Genomic DNA, 17,801 nt, shown 5'->3' on the forward strand with positions numbered 1-17,801 from the left:
GTTCTCCATTAATTAGCTGTTTGGCTCTATTACTATCAACGGTTGACCGGCTTCGACGCGTTGGCCCGCTGATTTTAAAATGTGGGTGACTATGCCTTGGGCGTGAGATTGCAGCGGAATTTCCATTTTCATGGATTCCAAAATAAGTAAAACGTCATCGGTTGTTACAGAATTACCAACGGATTGCTCTACTTTCCAAACACTGCCTGATACCGGACTTTCAATCACGATGCTGTTTTCTGGCCATTGTTGAGTTTCGGTATCGCTGACGGTTTCGGTCTCTTTAAAATGAAATTGGCCGTTGGCGTGCCAGCGTTGTAGTTCTTCATCAAACGCGGTGTCTCGCTTGGCGGTAAATTCTTGGATAGAATTTTGATTACTGGCTAAAAACGCTTGGTATTCACCTAGATTAAATTCGGTTTCTTCAATGTTTAATGGGTATTTACCCAAGGGGAAATCGCGACGAATGGTCATTAACTCGTCGTGGCTGACTTCGTAAAATTTAATTTGATCAAAGAATCTCAGTAACCAGGGTTTCTCGAATTCCTGAGTTTGTTGGTAGCGGTTCCACATCTGCAAGGTTCTACCGACAAATTGATAACCGCCAGGGCCTTCCATACCGTAAACGCACAAATACGAACCGCCAATACCGACCGAATTTTCTGCCGTCCAGGTTCTGGCTGGATTGTATTTTGTGGTCACCAAACGATGGCGCGGATCAACGGGCGTTGCAACCGGAGCACCGAGATACACATCACCCAAACCCATTACTAAATAAGAAGCATCGAATACGATGTTTTTCACAGCATCAATCGACTTTAACCCGTTGATGCGTTGAATAAATTCGAGATTGCTCGGGCACCAAGGTGCGTCTGGGCGAACCGATTGCTGGTATTTCTCGATAGCTTCACGACACGCTTGGTCATCCCATGAAAGCGGTAAATGTACAATTCGAGATTTTATCGTGGTATCTGATAAATTCTCGCTGACAAATTTTTCTCCAGCGGATAAATGCTGAATAAGATCTTCATGGGACAATTGCTGACTGTCAAAATGAATTTGCAGAGAACGAATTCCAGGTGTTAATTCTTTAATACCTGCTTTGGGGTTTTCAATTAACCAATTCTGCAGTGCGTGTGCGCGAAGACGCAGTGGAATATCGAGAATTAAATCGCCGTATTCAACCAATAAAAAATGATCACCTGCCAAGCGATAAACAATATCTTCTCCTACGTCATCTTTACTGAGCGTGGCGTAAATCGGAGATGTAATGTCTTGGGGTGTTACCTTAGTTTCTTGCGGTGATAGCGTTTCTAAGGATTGAATTTGTGCGGCTTCAAGTCTTTTTGCAGTTTCGATGCTGACCGGAATAAAACGAATTTTATTTCCTGCTTTTAACTGGCCGAGTTTCCATAAATCGGCGCTAACAACCGTAGCTGGACAAACAAACCCACCGAGGGATGGACCATCGGGGCCCAAAATAACGGGCATGTCGCCGGTAAAGTCGACGGTGCCGAACGCGTAGGCGTTATCGTGAATGTTAGAAGGGTGCAACCCGGCCTCGCCACCGTTTTCACGTGCCCATTGTGGTTTGGGGCCGATCAGACGAATTCCAGTGCGGCTTGAGTTGTAGTGAACTTCCCACTGAGTTTCGAAAAAGGTTGTTATGTCGTTGTCAGTAAAAAAGTCTGGCGCACCGTGCGGGCCATAAATAACTCTCAGTTCAACGTCGTTGCTGATGTTAGGTAAAATATCCGGCGCAGGTTTTACGCATTGATCAAGTTCTGTTGTTAACGTTGATAAAATATCGCCGACTCGCAATGCTCTCCCGGCGTGGCCACCAAATTGCCCCAAAGTAAAAGTAGACTTTGAACCTAGGTAATCTGGGCAATCAATGCCACCGGCGACGGCAAGATAACAATGTGCACCATTATCTTTTATTTTTCCAATCGTAAGAATTTGTTTAGATTTAATTTGAATGGGTGTGTTGATGGAAGCCGGTTCATTATCTACAAGCACATCTACGTCTGCGCCGGTAATAACAACGGTAGTGTCAAAACTGAATTCTAACGTAGGACCTTGAATCACAATTTCTAGGCCCGCTGCGTTATCAGGATTGCCTAACATTTTATTCGCTAGGCGAAATGAATAGTTATCAAACGGACCCGATGGCGGAACACCAACGTCCCAATAACCTTGACGTGCCGGAAAGTCTTGTACGGTCGTTTGTGTGCCCGCAGAAATAACGTCGATGCGTTGCGGCGCATAGCTGAAATCGTTTAGGTATCGCGTTGTGACTTTTCCCGATTGTAAGACGGAATCTGATAATAATGCGGTTAAGTAATCGAGATTTGTCGCGATACCGTAGAGTTTTGTTTCGGATAATCCTGTTTGTAAATTACTGAGTGAAGAATCTCGGGTATCGCCAAAGCTAATGACTTTTGCGAGCATAGGGTCGAAGTAGGGTGAAACCGTTACACCTGATTCAATCCAATGGTCAATTCTTAAGTTTTCTAAGTGAGGAAATTCGACCTGGGTTAGTAGTCCTGCCGCAGGCTGAAAATTTTTGTAAGGGTCTTCGGCGTAAATTCGTACTTGAATAGCGTGACCGGATGCAGAAAGGTTATCTCGAAGAGCGTTTAAGTTTAATAAGTCGCCCGATGCTAACGTCAGCATCATTTCTACAAGATCAATGTTGTAAACTTCTTCGGTTACGCCGTGTTCTACTTGCAGTCGAGTATTTACCTCTAGGAAATAAAATTGTTGAGTGTCGTCATCGAAAATAAATTCTACGGTGCCAGCGTTTCGGTAGGCAACGCTTGCTAATAATTTTTCAGCGGTTTTATGAATTTCAGTGCGAGTGGATTCGCTTAAGTTTGGCGCTGGGCATTCTTCAACAACTTTTTGATTGCGACGCTGGCTGGAACAATCGCGCTCGCCGATGGCTAATGCGTTCCCTTGTCCGTCGGCAAACACTTGAACTTCAATATGTCGCGCGCGGGCGATAAATTTTTCAAGAAATACGCGGTTATCGGAAAAGTTTTTTTCACCTAAGCGTTTAACGCTTTCAAAGGCATTTTGTAACTGCTCGGCGGTTTCACATAATTGCATGCCGATTCCACCGCCACCAGCACTGCTTTTAAGCATGACCGGATAACCGATTTGCGCAGCTTCATTAATGGCCTGATCGATATTTTCTAAGACATCTGATCCTGGTAGCAGTGGTACTTGAGCATTTTCTGCTAATTCACGGGCGCGGTGTTTTAAACCGAAATCTAAAATATGAGATTGAGTTGGACCAATAAAGACAATGCCTGCTTGTTCACAGGCGTTCACAAATTCTGCGTTTTCACTGAGAAAGCCATAACCCGGATGAATCGCCTCGGCGCCGGTTTGTTTGACTATGTCTAGCAGTTTGGTTTGATTTAAATAGGTCTCTTGAGCAGGACCGTTACCCAGACAATAAGACTCTGTGGCTTGAGCTACGTGTAAGCTTTGTTCGTCGCTCTCGGCAAATACAGCGACGGATTGAATATTCAGTTTATTTAACGTGCGAATAATGCGGCAAGCAATGGCACCGCGATTGGCAATCAGAACTTTATTAAACATAAGAATAATGAGCGGGTCGTCCCGCAGAATCTACGACAGTGGCCGTCCACTGAAGGCGTTTTAGGCGTTCCACACCAACACTTCGATGGGAGTTGGGTTGTACCCGTTACAAGGGTTATTCAGTTGTGGGCAATTTGAAATTAATACGGTGGTATCCATTAACGCCTTGAGTTCGACGTATTTTCCCGGTGCTGAAATACCGTCCTCAAACGTCAAGCCACCTTCTTCGGTGATGGGAACATTCATAAAGAAATTAATGTTGTGGGTAATATCCCCTTTGCCTAAATTAAATTCTGGGTTCTCGGCAATGGCAAGCATCCAACTGTCGCGACATGCATGCATGCAACGTTTTTCAAGATCGTAACGCACAGTGTTGCTTTCGGTTGCACAGGCGCCGCCGAGGGTGTCGTGACGACCGCAGGTATCGGCGACGATTTCAAGCATGGGGTTATTTAAGTTTGAACGCAGCACGCTGCCATCGGTTAAATACACATTGCCCTGCTCGCGAATAGTATCGGTAGCGCTGTAGCGTTCGCTTGGATTGCGGGCGTTGTAAAATAACGTGTCGGCGGCTTGATTGCCTTCGAGATCGAGAATACGCATGGTGCTTCCGGCAGAGATGTTATGGATAAAATAATCTCCGGCAAATACTTCTTTTTTAAAGTCGGCGAATTCTGAGTTAAGTTCACTGGTTTTCATTGTTAATAATTTCCTTAACCGCGTCCTAGGTAATAGAGTGCGTTGTTGGCAAAACCACGCTGATTTTCTGGACGAAAATTCATGCAGAAGTCATCGTCGGCCACGGGTTCTGCTTCGGTAATTTCGATACCGACAGGCTTGGCAGGATAAGCTTCGGAAGGGTTGAGTGGGTGAGGGCAAGTGTGTAGCACGACCAAGGTATTCATTTCAAAACGCAAAGTGATACTCGATCCGGCTTTGCTGTGGCCTTCTACAAATTGAAGTTTGCCTTCGGAGGTGGTTTCTACTTTGCTGAATAAATTCAAATTGGCGGCAAGATCGGTCAGTCCTAAACCGTATTTCGCCAATTCCACCAAAAATGCGTCGTGACCGTTTTGGTGCCAGTTATTGCGATGATTTTGATAATCTCGTGCTCCCCAGCGTTGGGCGACATGATCTGCTGTGCAGTTGCCATTTACGGAGTCGTGCCAGCCTAAACTGTCTTGGGTTATAGACGCGAAAATTCGACCCATGTCGGAGTACAAACAATTGCCATGGGTTAGTTTAAATGTGTGCTGGCATTTTAAAGTGTCCGGCGCGTTGTATTTTTCCAATAAATTATCGGGGTTATAAAATAACATGCCGACGTTGGCGCCACCGTCAAGGTCGGTTAACGTCATTTGCGTGCCGCGCTGTAATCGCAAGGACCAATGTCCGCCAGGGGCGATGGTGGTTGTGTATCGATTGGTGATCACTTTTTTCTCCAAAAAATAATCTCTGATTTACTGCGTAATAGTTGTTGATGATTTTGATGTGTGTTCGGTGAGCATTTTTAGACTGTCTTCGTGATTCCTCGTGACTGGAATGTCGTAGGTAATGGTTGCGCCGTAGGCGTTGGGTTCTTGCGGATCGTGACGAATTTTATCGAACACCCACAGTCGTGTGCCGAGCGAAAAGCCTTCTTTTAAATCGTGGGTGACCATAAAAATGGTTAATCCGTGTTCTCGCCATAAATTTAAAACCAATTGATGCATTTCGGCGCGAATACCGGGATCGAGTGCACCAAAGGGCTCGTCGAGTAACAGGATCTTTGGCTTGCCCAATAAAGCTTGCGCGATAGCCAAGCGTTGTTTCATGCCGCCGGATAATTCGTGAGGGTATTTATTGAGTGAGTGCTGAAGGCCAACTTCGGTAAGAATGGCTTCAGCCGCTTCTTTTGCATCACGTTTTGCGTTACCAAATAGATAACCGGTAATGCCTTGGCGAGAAAATGCTTTTGCCGCCATAACATTTTCCAGTACGGTCATGTGCGGAAAAACAGAATATTGTTGAAAAACAATGCCTCTTTCAGGTCCCGGTTCGTTAGGGATAGGTTTATTGTTAATTAACAGCTCACCGCGTGTTAATGACTCGGTACCCAACAATAATTTTAGGAAGGTACTTTTGCCACAGCCGGAGCTGCCAACCATAGTAATAAAGTCGCCTTCATTGACGGTGAGATTTAACTGTTCGAGAACAACGTTGTCGCCGTATTGTTTCCACAAGTTTTTCGCCTCAATCACTATTTGCCTCCTTGTGCGTGCCAGGGATAAAGCTTTCGGTTAGCGAATGCGAGTAACTGATCGAAGATAAAGGCGAGCAAGGTAATCCAAGCAACGTAAGGTAAAATAACGTCCATGGATAAGTAGCGACGAACTAAAAATATCCGATAACCCAAACCGTCGGTTGCAGCAATAGCTTCGGCTGCAATTAAAAAGAGCCAACCTGCGCCCAGGGATAAGCGCACAGAATCAATTAATTTGGGCATCAATTGCGGTAGTAAAACACGAATTAATAATTGTGACGTGTTCGCTCCCAGTGTTTGAGCTTTGACTAATTGCTCGCTCGGAATTTCCTGTGCTCGCCGTTGAATATCACGGGCAATAAAGGGAGTGATCCCTACAACGATTAATACGACCTTGGATATTTCTCCGAGCCCAAAAACAATGAAAAGAATCGGTAGTAAAGCCAGTGGAGGAATTAACGATAAAATAGTTAACAGTGGCGAGAAGCCAGCATTAATCAGTGGAATGGAACCTGTGAATATTCCAAACAGCAATCCGACACTGGCAGCGATCAAAACGCCTAACCCTAATCGCTGTAAACTGCTGGCAGTGTCGGCCCAAAATGTATATTCCCCGGTGCGTTTGCTGGGTTCTAACGCTAAACGCTCCATGGCGTCAACCATTTTGCTAACCGGTGGAAGTAATTTATCGTTTGGGTTTTCAGCCAGTCGTGCGTTTGAATTTACCAAATAAATTACGGCGATTAGAAAAAACGGAATAATTCCCAGGGCCAAAGCCAGCGGTTTTGACGGTGTTAAATTGATTAGGCGTTTCATGATGTTATCGCTTACAGTTTTCCGTCCGCTGCCATTTGCATGAAGGTTGGATTGAAGCGTAATTTAATATTGCTGGAATCCCCGTAAATGCCAGAAGGTGTTTCGATACCAACAAAGCCTGCATCGGGCGCGCCTTCACCGAGAATGCCATGATCAAAAGAAAACTCAGCAACTTGTTGCATGGTGGTTTTTAATTTCGGACTGTTGGTTAATGCTAATGCTTGTTTTGGAAGGTAAAACATTTCGGTGCTGGCGAGTTGCGCTTCGTAGCCTGCGAGGTCGGTACCGGACGCATCGGCCATGTAAGTTTTAGCGGATGTTGCCGCATCATTGCGAGCACCCATTGTTGCCATAATTTCATACCAGGCGCCGACTAGCGCTTTTCCGAAGTTCGGGTTTTCTGCAAGCACATCGGTATTTACTACTAACAAATCGATAATTTCGCCTGGGATTTTTGATGAATCAAACACGAGTTTGCTGTCGGAGTTTTCTAAAATTTCACTCAACAGGGGATTCCATGTCACGACAGAAGTGACATCGCTGGTGCCGTAAACAGACACTAAATCGGCATCTGATGTATTGACTACTTGCAGGTCACGTTCAGAAAGGCCGACGGTATCTAATGCGCGAGCTAATAAATAATGAGAAACACTTAATTCAACCAGATTAACGGTTTGGCCTTTGATGTCTGCTAAGGAATCTTTGCCTTTTAAAACAACGCCGTCGTTACCGTTAGAGAAATCGCCAACAATTAATGCAGTGGAATCGACACCGCCAGCAGCGGGAATGGTTAAGGCGTCCATGTTGGTCATGGTGCAACCGTCGAAGGCACCTGCGGTATATTGATTAATGGATTCCACGTAATCATTGATTTGCACCACGTCGATTTCGATGTCGTATTTATCAGCCCATTTTTTTACGATGCCTTGTTCAGCGCCGTATGCCCAAGGCATCCAGCCAACATAAATCGACCAACAAATTTTAAAGTTGTCACGCGCGGTTGCTGTGGATGTGAAAAGAAGGAAAAGTGTTGCTAGGAGAAGGTGTTTCATGGTGGTACCTCTCTAATTTTTATGATGACACGTGGAGTACTCTCGGCTATACGCCAATGAAGTCTCCCGGGCTTTTATCCCGCCGTGTAACCTTAAAATTAAAAAGGTCGAGTGCTCTCGGACCAGTCGCTAAATTAATTTAGCCGGAACCCTAGCGCTCTATTTCCGAATTGTATTGCCGTCTAACCAAGAGCACGGTTAAAAATTATTTAGCATTGTGTATGCCAAATGAAATAGATCGTTGATTTTTAACTGTTTCGAGAAATAACGTGTTTATAGTTATTAGCTCTTACACGATTTAAGTGTAATTAAATGGTGCGCTGTATTTTTGCATTGTTTTAATTTGGTGCTTGTTTGTGGATTCAATTAAATCGAGTAGTAATTGCGAATGGATTCATGAGTGATGATTCCAAGTGTGTCGTCTTCCAAGGGAGAAGCGTAATGATTTTGAATGTACACGGCGTCGGTATTTTCTGTTTCCATCAATAAGTGGGCTTCTAATAATGTTGCTCGCTCATGCAATGGTGGCAGGGCGAAACGCTTACCCGGTACCTCCAGTAATTCAATGGCCGCTTTTCCCAACGAGACTGACTCGGGGGGCGATTCAATAAAATTGGCGAAATCCACCGCGCGAAGTACGTGTTTTTCTTTGGTGTCGGATGAATTGATAACAATCCACCGGGGTCGATTTTCTAATAATTTAACGGCTTGGTTGTAATCAATTACCGAAGCGCTGGTGACGAAGTTCTGATCCATAATACTGCGCACACCAACTTTGTTGAGCTCACTTCTCAACGCGTTGGTTTTCACACTTTTGCCTTGTTTGGTGAGGCGAGCAATGAAAATGCCTTCATCGCCAATCATAAATCGAGTGGTTAAACAGGAGATAACGACCACCAACATACTGGGGAAAATCAATGTTGGGTTGTTGGTTAATTCTAAAATAGTGATGAGGGCAGTGAGCGGGGCGTTGAGTACAGCACCGAAGGAGGCGGTCATTCCCAACAATACGTAAAAGGATGTACTGGAAGTGTCGCCGTCAAACAGCACGCCGCCAATGGCTCCCATCACAGCCCCAAACAGTGCTCCGATAAATAAGGTTGGCCCTATTAATCCTCCTGGCATTCCGAGATTTAATGTCGCTCCAGTCGCGATTATTTTTGCAATGAGAATAATCAAAAGGGATTGAACAGCGATTTCGCCGAGCATGGCTTTTTCTACGGTATCGTAGCCAAGCCCCAATACCTCGGGCACATAAAGTGCGATTGCTCCGGTGATGATTCCGCCTAGGAGAATTTGAAAAAATATCGGCAAGCGTGCGGCTGGATTTGAAAGTAACAATACTTTTGAAAAGAGTGTTGCTAATACGCCGATACCTAAACCAAAACCGACGAGAAACGGAAGTTCTGCAAAACTGGCTAAATCGGTGCCTTGTACGGTAAAAACAAATTCTGTTCCGAATACTAGCCGGGTGATTAAAGCACCGGCGAAAGAAGCCATTATGATGGGAACGAAACCGGCAATCGTGTATTCCATCAAAACCACTTCCATGGCGAAAATAACTCCGGCCAGTGGGGTGTTAAATGAGGCTGCAATTGCTGCAGCAATGCCCGCTGCGGTTAATGTCCTGAGGCTATTGTTGGGTAATTTGAAATTGCGGCCAAAGCTGCTGGCAACACCAGCTCCTAAATGCACCGCGGGCCCTTCTCGTCCGACCGATTGACCACTGATAATACAAATGGCCGCGGCAAAAAACTGCACGATCATGTTGACGCTTGGGAGGTGGCTTTGGTGGTTATAAAGTCGGTCTAATACGAAAGAAACCCCCACTTGCATGTGTCTTTTCGGCAGTGCCTGAAAAATAACAGCGATTAACAGCGCGCCGATTACGGGTGTTAAGAAACGCCATTGCAGTGACAGGGATTCAAAATTTTCTGGGCTGTCGAGAAACAGTTGAGTCGAAAAATCGATAAGCCCCCGAAAGGCAACAATAATGAGAGCAGCCAAACAGCCGACGATGGTTCCTAATACAGTCAATTGAGGGAGTGCATCGATGTAGGCTAATTGATGTCTTAGGTTCGATAGCCTTCGTGCCAGTGGATTTCGATTTTTTGAATTCACGATTACTTCTAGGCGCAAGGGCGCCGCTGGGATTGGAATTGGCGATTTTACGCGATGAAATTCAGGCGAGTGTTTTTAATACACTTTAGCTTTGTTTGCTAGGCGCTTATCATACGGCTTTTTTGAGCCATCTGTTAAATGAGATGCAGATGGATTACAAGTTTGTTAAAGAATACGTCGGTCACACGATTTTTTATTCGCTTATTTTCCGAGTGAAAAAGAGGAGTTTTCTTTGATAATCAATAAGTTAAAGTTATTGGTTATTCATAGATACCCTAAAAATAATACGAGAAATACATCGACGTAAAAAGTGAGCTATCAGTAGAGTTTCAGAATTAGGAGATATCAAGATGATCAAAGTAGGAATTGTTGGCGCCACAGGTTACACAGGAGTGGAATTATTGCGCCTTCTTGTTGCCCATCCCAACGTTGAAATAGCTGCTGTAACCTCGCGTTCGGAGGCGGGAAAATTGGTGAGTGATTATTTCCCCAATTTGCGTGGTCATCTTGATCTTGCCTTTACCGACCCGTCGTTCGATCAACTTGCTCACTGCGATGTTGTTTTCTACGCAACTCCGCACGGCGTGGCGCAGTCGCAAGTGGCTGAATTGATTAATCGAGACGTGCGAGTCATCGATTTATCCGCCGATTTCCGTATTCGTGATGTAGAACTTTGGGAGAAGTGGTACAACCAACCCCACGGCAGTCCAGAATTGGTGGGTCACGCCGTTTACGGTTTGCCTGAGCGAAATCGTGATGCTATTGCCAACGCCAAGTTGGTTGCCTGTCCTGGGTGTTACCCAACCGCCAGTCAGTTGGCGTTATTGCCTTTGGTCGAAAATGGTTTGGTGGATACTCAAAATTTAATTGTTAACGCAGCGTCTGGCGTTAGTGGTGCAGGTCGCCAGGGAAAAGTGGCAAATTTGTTTGCTGAGGTGGCAGACAGCTTTAAAGCATACGGTGTAGCGGGCCATCGCCACTTGCCTGAGATTGAACAAGGTCTAAACGATGCTCAGTCGGACAACGACGATGCTGTAAAGCTGACTTTTGTGCCGCATTTGTTGCCGATGATTCGCGGTATTCATGCAACAGCGTACGCTACGCTCAAAGACACGAGTGTTGATTTGCAGGCGTTGTTTGAGTCTCGTTATGAAAATGAGCCGTTTGTGGATGTGCTTCCTGCGGGCAGTTGTCCGGAGACGCGAACGGTTAAAAGCACCAATGTTTGCCGATTGTCGGTTGTTCGTCCACAAGATCGCGACACAGTTGTGGTTATGTCAGTTATTGATAACCTAACCAAAGGCGCATCTGGACAAGCCGTTCAAAATTTAAATATCATGTTTGGTTTACCAGAGACTCAAGGCTTGGAACAGGTCGCATTAATTCCCTAACAAGTGCTTCTACAATATATGGATTAAGATCCATATATTGTAAGCGGTATTTGAATGACTAGATCAAAATCATCACCAAAGCCTCAAAATCTTGTTGTTGTTGAGCATAAGCCGTGGCGAGCCTGGGTGTACTTTTGTATTGCCTTTGTGTGTGTCTGCGTATTTTCGGTGCTCGGTTACCTGTTTGGTGGTTATGTCACCACAAAGGAAGTTAATCGCTTAGCGGCCGAAAACGGTGAGCTGAACTTGAATCTGGAAAGCGCAAATTCCACCATTGAGCAATTGCGACAACAGGTTGCTAATTTACGCCTTGGCTCTGAAATCGATCAGCGCGCTAATGATGATGTGCGTGTTGAGGTGGTTTCACTCAAAGACAAAATTGCTGCACTTGAAGCCGATATCAGTTTCTATCGCGGCATCATGGCGCCAAAAGACAATGTTCGCGGGCTGACCATTGGCCAAGTGAATTTCATTGCCACCGGGGTGCCACGGCATTATCAATACCGAATGGTAGTCCAGCAACTGGCTACTAATCACAAATTGATTTCTGGTTCATTAAGTGTCACTGTGGTGGGCCGACAGGGAGACGAGGCGCGTCAAATACCTTTAAAAGAAATATCTGAGCAAATTAATGACGAACGCATTAAGTTGCGCTTTAAATATTTCCAAAATGTCGAAGGTGAGTTGGTGCTGCCAGAAGGGTTTGAACCCGAGCGCATCGAACTGATTGCAAAATCGAGCTCTACTGGGCAATCCGTTGAGAAAAAGTTTGGCTGGCTGGTTCAGGAGACCTAAAAAGCATGTTTAGCAAGAAAACTTCCGAGGCGACTCCAACTAAAGGAGCGACAACCCTAATTTCTAAAAGCACTGAGATCCAAGGCGATTTAGTTTTTAGCGGCAATCTTATGATTGAAGGTAAGGTCAACGGCAATATCATCGCATCCGACGGCCCTGCGCACGTCCAATTATTGGATTCCGGCGAAGTCACCGGCGAAATTCGTGTACCCACTATTATCATCAACGGCCGTGTTCGTGGTGATGTTTACTCCAGCGAACATATTGAGCTTGCCGAGCGCGCTGTTGTTGATGGCAATGTTCACTACTCATTGATAGAAATGATCAAAGGTGCGCAAGTGAATGGTAATTTGGTGTTTGCCAAAGCCCAGCAAGCGAAATCTAACGGTAAATCTTCTGAAAAAGCGGCAGACTTGAAATCTAACAGCGTCACACCCATTAAAGCTTAATTGAATTTAAACCCTAGTGTTATGGTCGGACTTATATCGACCAACATTAATGGGTATACTTGTTCTATCAACAATAGCTTTTGCCTCCCGAGCATTGATGCGGGTGGCCGTACGAGGTGACTATGTCTTCAGGCGTTTTGTATCACGATGTTGGAAGTAGCTCTGACAGCCAAATCCTTAATGTGACTGCCAATGCAGTAACTAAGGTGCGTGAGCTTATCGAAGACGAAGGTAACGAAGCGCTGAAGTTTCGTGTCTATGTGACTGGCGGCGGCTGTTCTGGCTTTCAGTACGGTTTCACTTTTGACGATGTAACCAACGACGAAGACGCTATCGTCGAAGTTGATGGAATCTCCGTTGTTGTCGATTCATTAAGCTATCCGTTTCTAACCGGCGCTACCGTAGATTACGAACAAGGTCTTGCTGGTTCTCGCTTTATTGTTTCCAACCCGAATGCTTCAAGTACCTGTGGTTGTGGAGCTTCCTTTACTATTTAAAACCCTTGGTAGGCCTCATGAAAGCTTTCGCGGCTGTTTTGATCGTTCTAAGTTTGATGAGCTCTTTGGTGAATGCCCAAGACCTTACGCCAAAACACGATTTGCTGTTTGAAGGCAATTATTTGGCTCGCATTGGTAACAATTCCCCTGAAGAATTGGAACGAGCGTTGGTTCGTATTGAGCAGTACTTTCTCGCCGATCAACCCGAAGGCGATTACGAACCAGTAGTGATTGTTCTTCACGGCCCCGAAGTTCGCCTTTTCATGCGCGATCGCTACCAAAAACACAAACATATTGTTGATTTGGCGGCGCGTTTAACCGCGTTTAATGTGGTTGATATTAGAGTGTGTGAGACCCGAATGGGCGTATTGGGGCAACCGGTCAGCTCATTGGTGCCTTTTGTGAGTACGGTCCCGTTTGGTTTGGCTGAGATTGATCGTTTAGTGAATGACGAGCAGTACTTATACTTCTAGCTTCATCCGCAAAGCCAACAAACTAGTTGGCTAAATAAAGCCCGCCCAGCGTCAGTTCTTTAGAAGCACCCGTCACAGTGGTGCTATTACCCGGTAAGTTTTCAATTCTGCATTTTGCCAACCACGCAAAGCCAGCTGCTTCTACCCATTGAGGATCTATACCCAGCAACAGAGTGGATTGAACAGGCTTTTCGCCAAAAAGTACCTGTAAGCGTTTCATAAGCTCGGTGTTTAGCGCGCCACCGCCGCAAATGTACACTTCATCAGGTGTGAATATCTCCAACGTTGATGTTGCTATGCTCTCGGCAGTGAACTCCAATAGCGTCGCTTGAACGTCTTTTGTTGCTATCTTTTCTTCGTTTTCTAGTAATCCGTCTAGCCATTGAAGATTAAAGTCTTCTCTTCCTGTGCTTTTGGGAAATTTCTGAGATAGGTAAGGGTGAGCTAGAAGTTTGGTGAGTAATTTTCGATTGATTGAGCCAGATGCAGCCCAGTTGCCATCGCGATCAAATTCTTCACCTAGATGACGTTGACTCCATGCGTCCATCAAGCGATTGCCTGGCCCTAAATCGAAGCCGATTAAATCTTCGTTTGGAGAGAGTTTGCTTAAATTGCTGATACCGCCAATGTTGATAACAGCGCGAGAAATACGATGGTCACCAAAAAATGCCTGATGAAATACGGGTGCTAAGGGTGCGGCTTGGCCACCAGTTGCCATATCTTTTCTACGAAAATCAGCGACGGTATCGATACCAGTTTCTACTGCGATAATGTTGGGGTCGCCAATTTGCAGGGTAAACGGACCGTTGTGCTCTGTGGTGGGTCTGTGTCGAACAGTTTGTCCGTGACTGCCGACAGCGGTGACTCTTGATTTGCTGATGTTGGCTTTGTGTAACAGAGTATTTACGGCTTGGGCGAAGAGTTGTCCAAGTTGTCGATCACAACCACCGAAATCATCGACGCTGAAGGATTCCGCTGTGGATAAGTGCTCAAGTTGGGATTTGAGTTCTGCTGGAATATCGTGATTATGGGTTTCGATGAGGCGATATTGGTTGTTATCCACTTCTAAGAGACCAGCATCGATGCCATCGATACTGGTTCCAGACATCAAACCAACATATAAATCTTTCATTATTTGAAATTTCTACGTTTACTGATTCTCTTTTAGAGCCAGTTGGGTGTTCGTGTGTACACCTAATTTTGCAAGCACAGGTTGTGTTTGTTGGGCAAAGCGTAGCATTTCTGAACTTGGGATTGATTTCGCCTTCGGCAGCTTCACGGTCACAGGGTTTCTAACAGCGCCATTTACATAGAACTCATAATGCAGATGTGGCCCGGTTGCTAAACCGGTAGAGCCTACATAGCCGATGGTTTGTCCTTGTTTTACAGTTTTGCCAACGCGAATCCCACGACGAAACTTGCTCATGTGTGCATACAGCGTTTTATAGGTTTGTCCGTGTTGGATAATCACTACATTGCCATAACCGCCTTTTCTTCCCGCGTGAACAATCTTGCCGTCACCAACTGCCTTGATAGGCGTTCCTCTTGGGGCGGCGTAATCTGTTCCCTTGTGTGCTCGAATGGTGTTGAGAACAGGATGTTTGCGACGAAGGTTAAAGTGGCTGCTGATACGTGCGAAATCGACAGGTGTACGCAAAAACTCTTTGCGCATTGAGTCGCCATCTGGAGTGTAGTATTGGCTATCTCCAGATGCGTTGGTGTAGCGAACTGCTCGGTAAGTTTTGCCTTTGTTAGTAAATTCCGCAGCTAAGATTGAGCCGTTACCAAACTTTTCGCCATCAAGGAATTTTTCTTCATACAAAACTTTAAACGAGTCACCTCGACGAATATCCAAGACAAAATCGATATCCCAGCCAAAAATATTGGCGGTTTCCATGATGATGCTGTCTTCGAGTCCAGCTTTAGTACCCGCTAAAAACAAGGAGTCAGTAATATTGGCCTCTTTGAAAGCCAACTGAATGTCTGGCTGAGCTGAATGCTTTTCGTAGTTGTAGCTGTTTTCTTCCCGATTGAATATGAGGGTATCTAGACGGTTGGGTTTGTATCGAACGGCCGATAATGATTCATCTTCAATCAAGAACTCCAATTTTTCACCGGGTTGGAGCTTGGTAAGGGCTTTTGCTTCTTTGCTGCTGCTGACAAAAAGGTAAACGTCGCGGTCTGTTAATTTCGCGCGTTTGAAAATATTGGATAGGTTGTCACCACTCTTAACAACTTCTTCGTGCCAGTTTTCTGTAATAGCTGCTGCGGGGAGCACTTCAACTTCTGTTGTTTGGGCTAATTCTGTGGTTGTGCTCTCGTCGATTGAGGCAACTGATGTTTCACGAGCAAGGCTGGTTAGCGTTTGTGATGGAGTACTCTCTGCGCTGGAATCCAGCGTTTTGGTTTCAGCCGTTGCTTCATTGTTAATTTGTTGGTCGTTAGGCAGTTCTGCTTGGCGAATTGCTTCGGCGTTTTCACTTGGCCATACCGATAATAAGGTAATTAAGCCTACTGTGAGGGCGCTGGTGGCAAAGAAGTGGGTTTTTGGGAAGTGCAGCCAGCTCAATCCGTGTGACTTTTCCGCTTTTGATTCAGGTGGTTGCATAACAATCTTGAAAATTAGTTAAAGTTTGTAGCCTATACAATTGTTTATAACAGATAAATGGTTAATTATCATCCTTGTGCATTAATTTCATGCGTTTTTTGCCAAGCTTTACTCAGTTTGCTTTCCCTAGGTTTTCAGGTAATGTTCGTCGTCCAAAATTATGGACGCAGGGCTTATGCCAACTCTCAGCACTGCGTATTTTTAATCTCTAATTATTGAATCTTAATATTATTGTTAACGGGAATTCCCATGAGTGAGATAAATCCACAATTACTCGATGACTTGCGAGCACGCAGCTTGGTTAACCAAATGACCGGAGATGATCAGCTGGTTGAGCACTTAAAGGAATCGAGAACACTCTATTGTGGGTTTGATCCGACCGCCGACAGTTTGCACATCGGAAGTTTGGTGCCATTACTTGCTCTGAGACGATTCCAGCAGGCTGGCCATAAACCTATCGCGCTTGTTGGTGGTGCAACGGGCCTTATTGGTGATCCAAGTTTTAAGGCGCAAGAGAGAAAGTTGAACTCTGCAGATGTAGTTTCTCAGTGGACGCAAAAGATTAAAGATCAAGTTTCAAAATTTATTGAGTTTGATCAGTCATCGACGTCGGCAGAAGTTGTTAACAATCTCGATTGGGCTCAAGAAATCGATTTAGTCAGTTTCTTAAGAGATATAGGTAAGCATTTCTCTGTTAATAACATGATCAATAAAGAGTCGGTTAAGCAACGGCTTGACCGAGAAGGTGCTGGCATCTCCTACACTGAATTTACCTACATGCTTTTGCAGAGCTATGACTTTGCTGAGCTGTACAAACGATTCGGTTGTACCCTCCAATTGGGTGGGTCTGATCAGTGGGGCAATATTGTCGGTGGTGTTGACCTATCTCGTAAGCTCTACTCAGGTCATGTTTTCGGGTTGACTCTGCCGCTGGTCACTAAGTCTGATGGAACAAAATTCGGTAAAACCGAAAGCGGCACAATTTGGTTGGATTCGTCTAAAACCTCTCCATACAGTTTCTATCAATTCTGGCTTAATACAGCTGATGCTGATGTTTATAAGTTTTTAAAGTACTTCACGTTCTTAGATGTCGCGCAAATCAATGACATAGAAAAGTCTGATGCTGAGGCTTCTGGTCGACCAGAAGGTCAGGCAATTTTGGCGAAGCATGTTACGGAGATCGTTCACGGTGAAAACGGTTATGAGGCAGCTAAGCGAATAACTGATGCGATGTTTAGTGGTGATGCTTCATCACTGGCTGAAGAAGATCTTGCTCAGCTTGCGCTTGATGGGTTGCCGTCGAGTAAGATCAGTTATTCAGAAGCTAAAGAAAAGCCATTGACCAGTTTGTTGGTGGAGTGCGGAATGGTATCAGCTGGTCGTGAAGTGAAAGATGCATTGGGTCGTAGCGCGGTTTGGGTTAATGGTGCTGAAAAATCCCAGGCAGATAACATGGCGGGTGAGGGGAACTTTGCCCAAAGTAATTCGCGTTATGGTCGTTATTTCTTGATCAAATTGGGCAAAAAGAAGAACCATTTAATTGAGGTTGAGTACTAATTGTACCAATTTGTACGCTGTAAAAATAAATTTAAAAAAGTGCTTGCGTGGCAGAAATCTATTCCGTATAGTTCGCGCCCTCTCAACGACGAAGAGCAACAAAAACAAGGTCATTGGCTTTTGTTTAAGTTGTTTAAAGAGTTGAGAAAGTCTTCTCTCGGTTATTGAAGAAAAGACATTTTTAGTGAGTT

The 17,801-nt window shown here is 45.0% G+C and carries 15 protein-coding genes and 1 riboswitch; of the genes, 6 read left to right on the forward strand and 9 right to left on the reverse strand.

What is annotated here, in order from left to right; all coding sequences use genetic code 11:
• Positions 1-12: 12 nt before the first annotated feature.
• The 7 genes from uca to LU361_RS19860 form a co-directional block, all read right to left on the reverse strand.
• A complete protein-coding gene (gene uca / locus LU361_RS19830) occupies positions 13-3,609 on the reverse strand; it encodes an urea carboxylase (protein ID WP_233090906.1) in 3,597 nt (1,198 codons plus the stop codon).
• Between the two features lie 60 nt (positions 3,610-3,669).
• Positions 3,670-4,308 carry an urea amidolyase associated protein UAAP2 gene (locus LU361_RS19835; protein WP_233090907.1) on the reverse strand — a complete coding sequence of 213 codons (639 nt, stop codon included), beginning with the start codon at positions 4,306-4,308 and terminating at the stop codon, positions 3,670-3,672.
• A 14-nt stretch (positions 4,309-4,322) separates the two neighbouring features.
• Complete coding sequence (locus tag LU361_RS19840) at positions 4,323-5,042, reverse strand: urea amidolyase associated protein UAAP1 (RefSeq protein ID WP_434064677.1); 720 nt, start codon at positions 5,040-5,042, stop codon at positions 4,323-4,325.
• 27 nt (positions 5,043-5,069) lie between these two features.
• On the reverse strand, positions 5,070-5,849 hold the full coding sequence (locus LU361_RS19845) for an ABC transporter ATP-binding protein (RefSeq protein ID WP_233090908.1): 780 nt from the start codon (positions 5,847-5,849) through the stop codon (positions 5,070-5,072).
• Positions 5,849-6,667 carry an ABC transporter permease gene (locus tag LU361_RS19850; protein ID WP_233090909.1) on the reverse strand — a complete coding sequence of 273 codons (819 nt, stop codon included), beginning with the start codon at positions 6,665-6,667 and terminating at the stop codon, positions 5,849-5,851. The genes LU361_RS19845 and LU361_RS19850 overlap by 1 nt, the downstream gene beginning before the upstream one ends.
• 11 nt (positions 6,668-6,678) lie before the next feature.
• Complete coding sequence (locus LU361_RS19855; RefSeq protein WP_233090910.1) at positions 6,679-7,719, reverse strand: putative urea ABC transporter substrate-binding protein; 1,041 nt, start codon at positions 7,717-7,719, stop codon at positions 6,679-6,681.
• 61 nt (positions 7,720-7,780) lie between these two features.
• A riboswitch (guanidine-I (ykkC/yxkD leader) is annotated at positions 7,781-7,885 on the reverse strand.
• Positions 7,886-8,085: 200 nt separating this feature from the next.
• Complete coding sequence (locus LU361_RS19860; protein WP_233090911.1) at positions 8,086-9,840, reverse strand: chloride channel protein; 1,755 nt, start codon at positions 9,838-9,840, stop codon at positions 8,086-8,088.
• A 350-nt stretch (positions 9,841-10,190) separates the two neighbouring features.
• On the opposite strand from LU361_RS19860, the gene argC reads away from it, so the two are divergent.
• The 5 genes from argC to LU361_RS19885 all read left to right on the forward strand — a co-directional run bounded on the left by argC (position 10,191) and on the right by LU361_RS19885 (position 13,445).
• On the forward strand, positions 10,191-11,231 hold the full coding sequence (gene argC / locus LU361_RS19865) for an N-acetyl-gamma-glutamyl-phosphate reductase (RefSeq protein WP_233090912.1): 1,041 nt from the start codon (positions 10,191-10,193) through the stop codon (positions 11,229-11,231).
• Between the two features lie 54 nt (positions 11,232-11,285).
• The gene (locus tag LU361_RS19870; protein ID WP_233090913.1) at positions 11,286-12,026 is read left to right on the forward strand and encodes a DUF6776 family protein; all 741 of its coding nucleotides are present in this window, start codon (positions 11,286-11,288) and stop codon (positions 12,024-12,026) included.
• A 5-nt stretch (positions 12,027-12,031) separates the two neighbouring features.
• Positions 12,032-12,475, forward strand: a complete 444-nt coding sequence (locus tag LU361_RS19875) for a bactofilin family protein (RefSeq protein ID WP_233090914.1) — start codon at positions 12,032-12,034, stop codon at positions 12,473-12,475.
• Between the two features lie 122 nt (positions 12,476-12,597).
• Complete coding sequence (gene erpA, locus LU361_RS19880) at positions 12,598-12,972, forward strand: iron-sulfur cluster insertion protein ErpA (protein WP_233090915.1); 375 nt, start codon at positions 12,598-12,600, stop codon at positions 12,970-12,972.
• 17 nt (positions 12,973-12,989) lie between these two features.
• A complete protein-coding gene (locus LU361_RS19885) occupies positions 12,990-13,445 on the forward strand; it encodes a DsrE family protein (protein ID WP_233090916.1) in 456 nt (151 codons plus the stop codon).
• Between the two features lie 22 nt (positions 13,446-13,467).
• Here the strand turns inward: LU361_RS19885 and LU361_RS19890 are convergent, their stop codons facing one another.
• A complete protein-coding gene (locus LU361_RS19890; RefSeq protein WP_233090917.1) occupies positions 13,468-14,577 on the reverse strand; it encodes an anhydro-N-acetylmuramic acid kinase in 1,110 nt (369 codons plus the stop codon).
• Positions 14,578-14,595: 18 nt separating this feature from the next.
• Complete coding sequence (locus tag LU361_RS19895) at positions 14,596-16,053, reverse strand: OapA family protein (protein ID WP_233090918.1); 1,458 nt, start codon at positions 16,051-16,053, stop codon at positions 14,596-14,598.
• A 249-nt stretch (positions 16,054-16,302) separates the two neighbouring features.
• Between LU361_RS19895 and tyrS the strand changes: the two genes are divergently transcribed.
• Positions 16,303-17,610, forward strand: a complete 1,308-nt coding sequence (gene tyrS / locus LU361_RS19900) for a tyrosine--tRNA ligase (RefSeq protein WP_233090919.1) — start codon at positions 16,303-16,305, stop codon at positions 17,608-17,610.
• The last annotated feature ends 191 nt before the right edge of the window (positions 17,611-17,801 follow it).

This window comes from Sessilibacter corallicola, assembly GCF_021290925.1.
Taxonomy (GTDB): Bacteria; Pseudomonadota; Gammaproteobacteria; order Pseudomonadales; family Cellvibrionaceae; genus Sessilibacter; species Sessilibacter corallicola.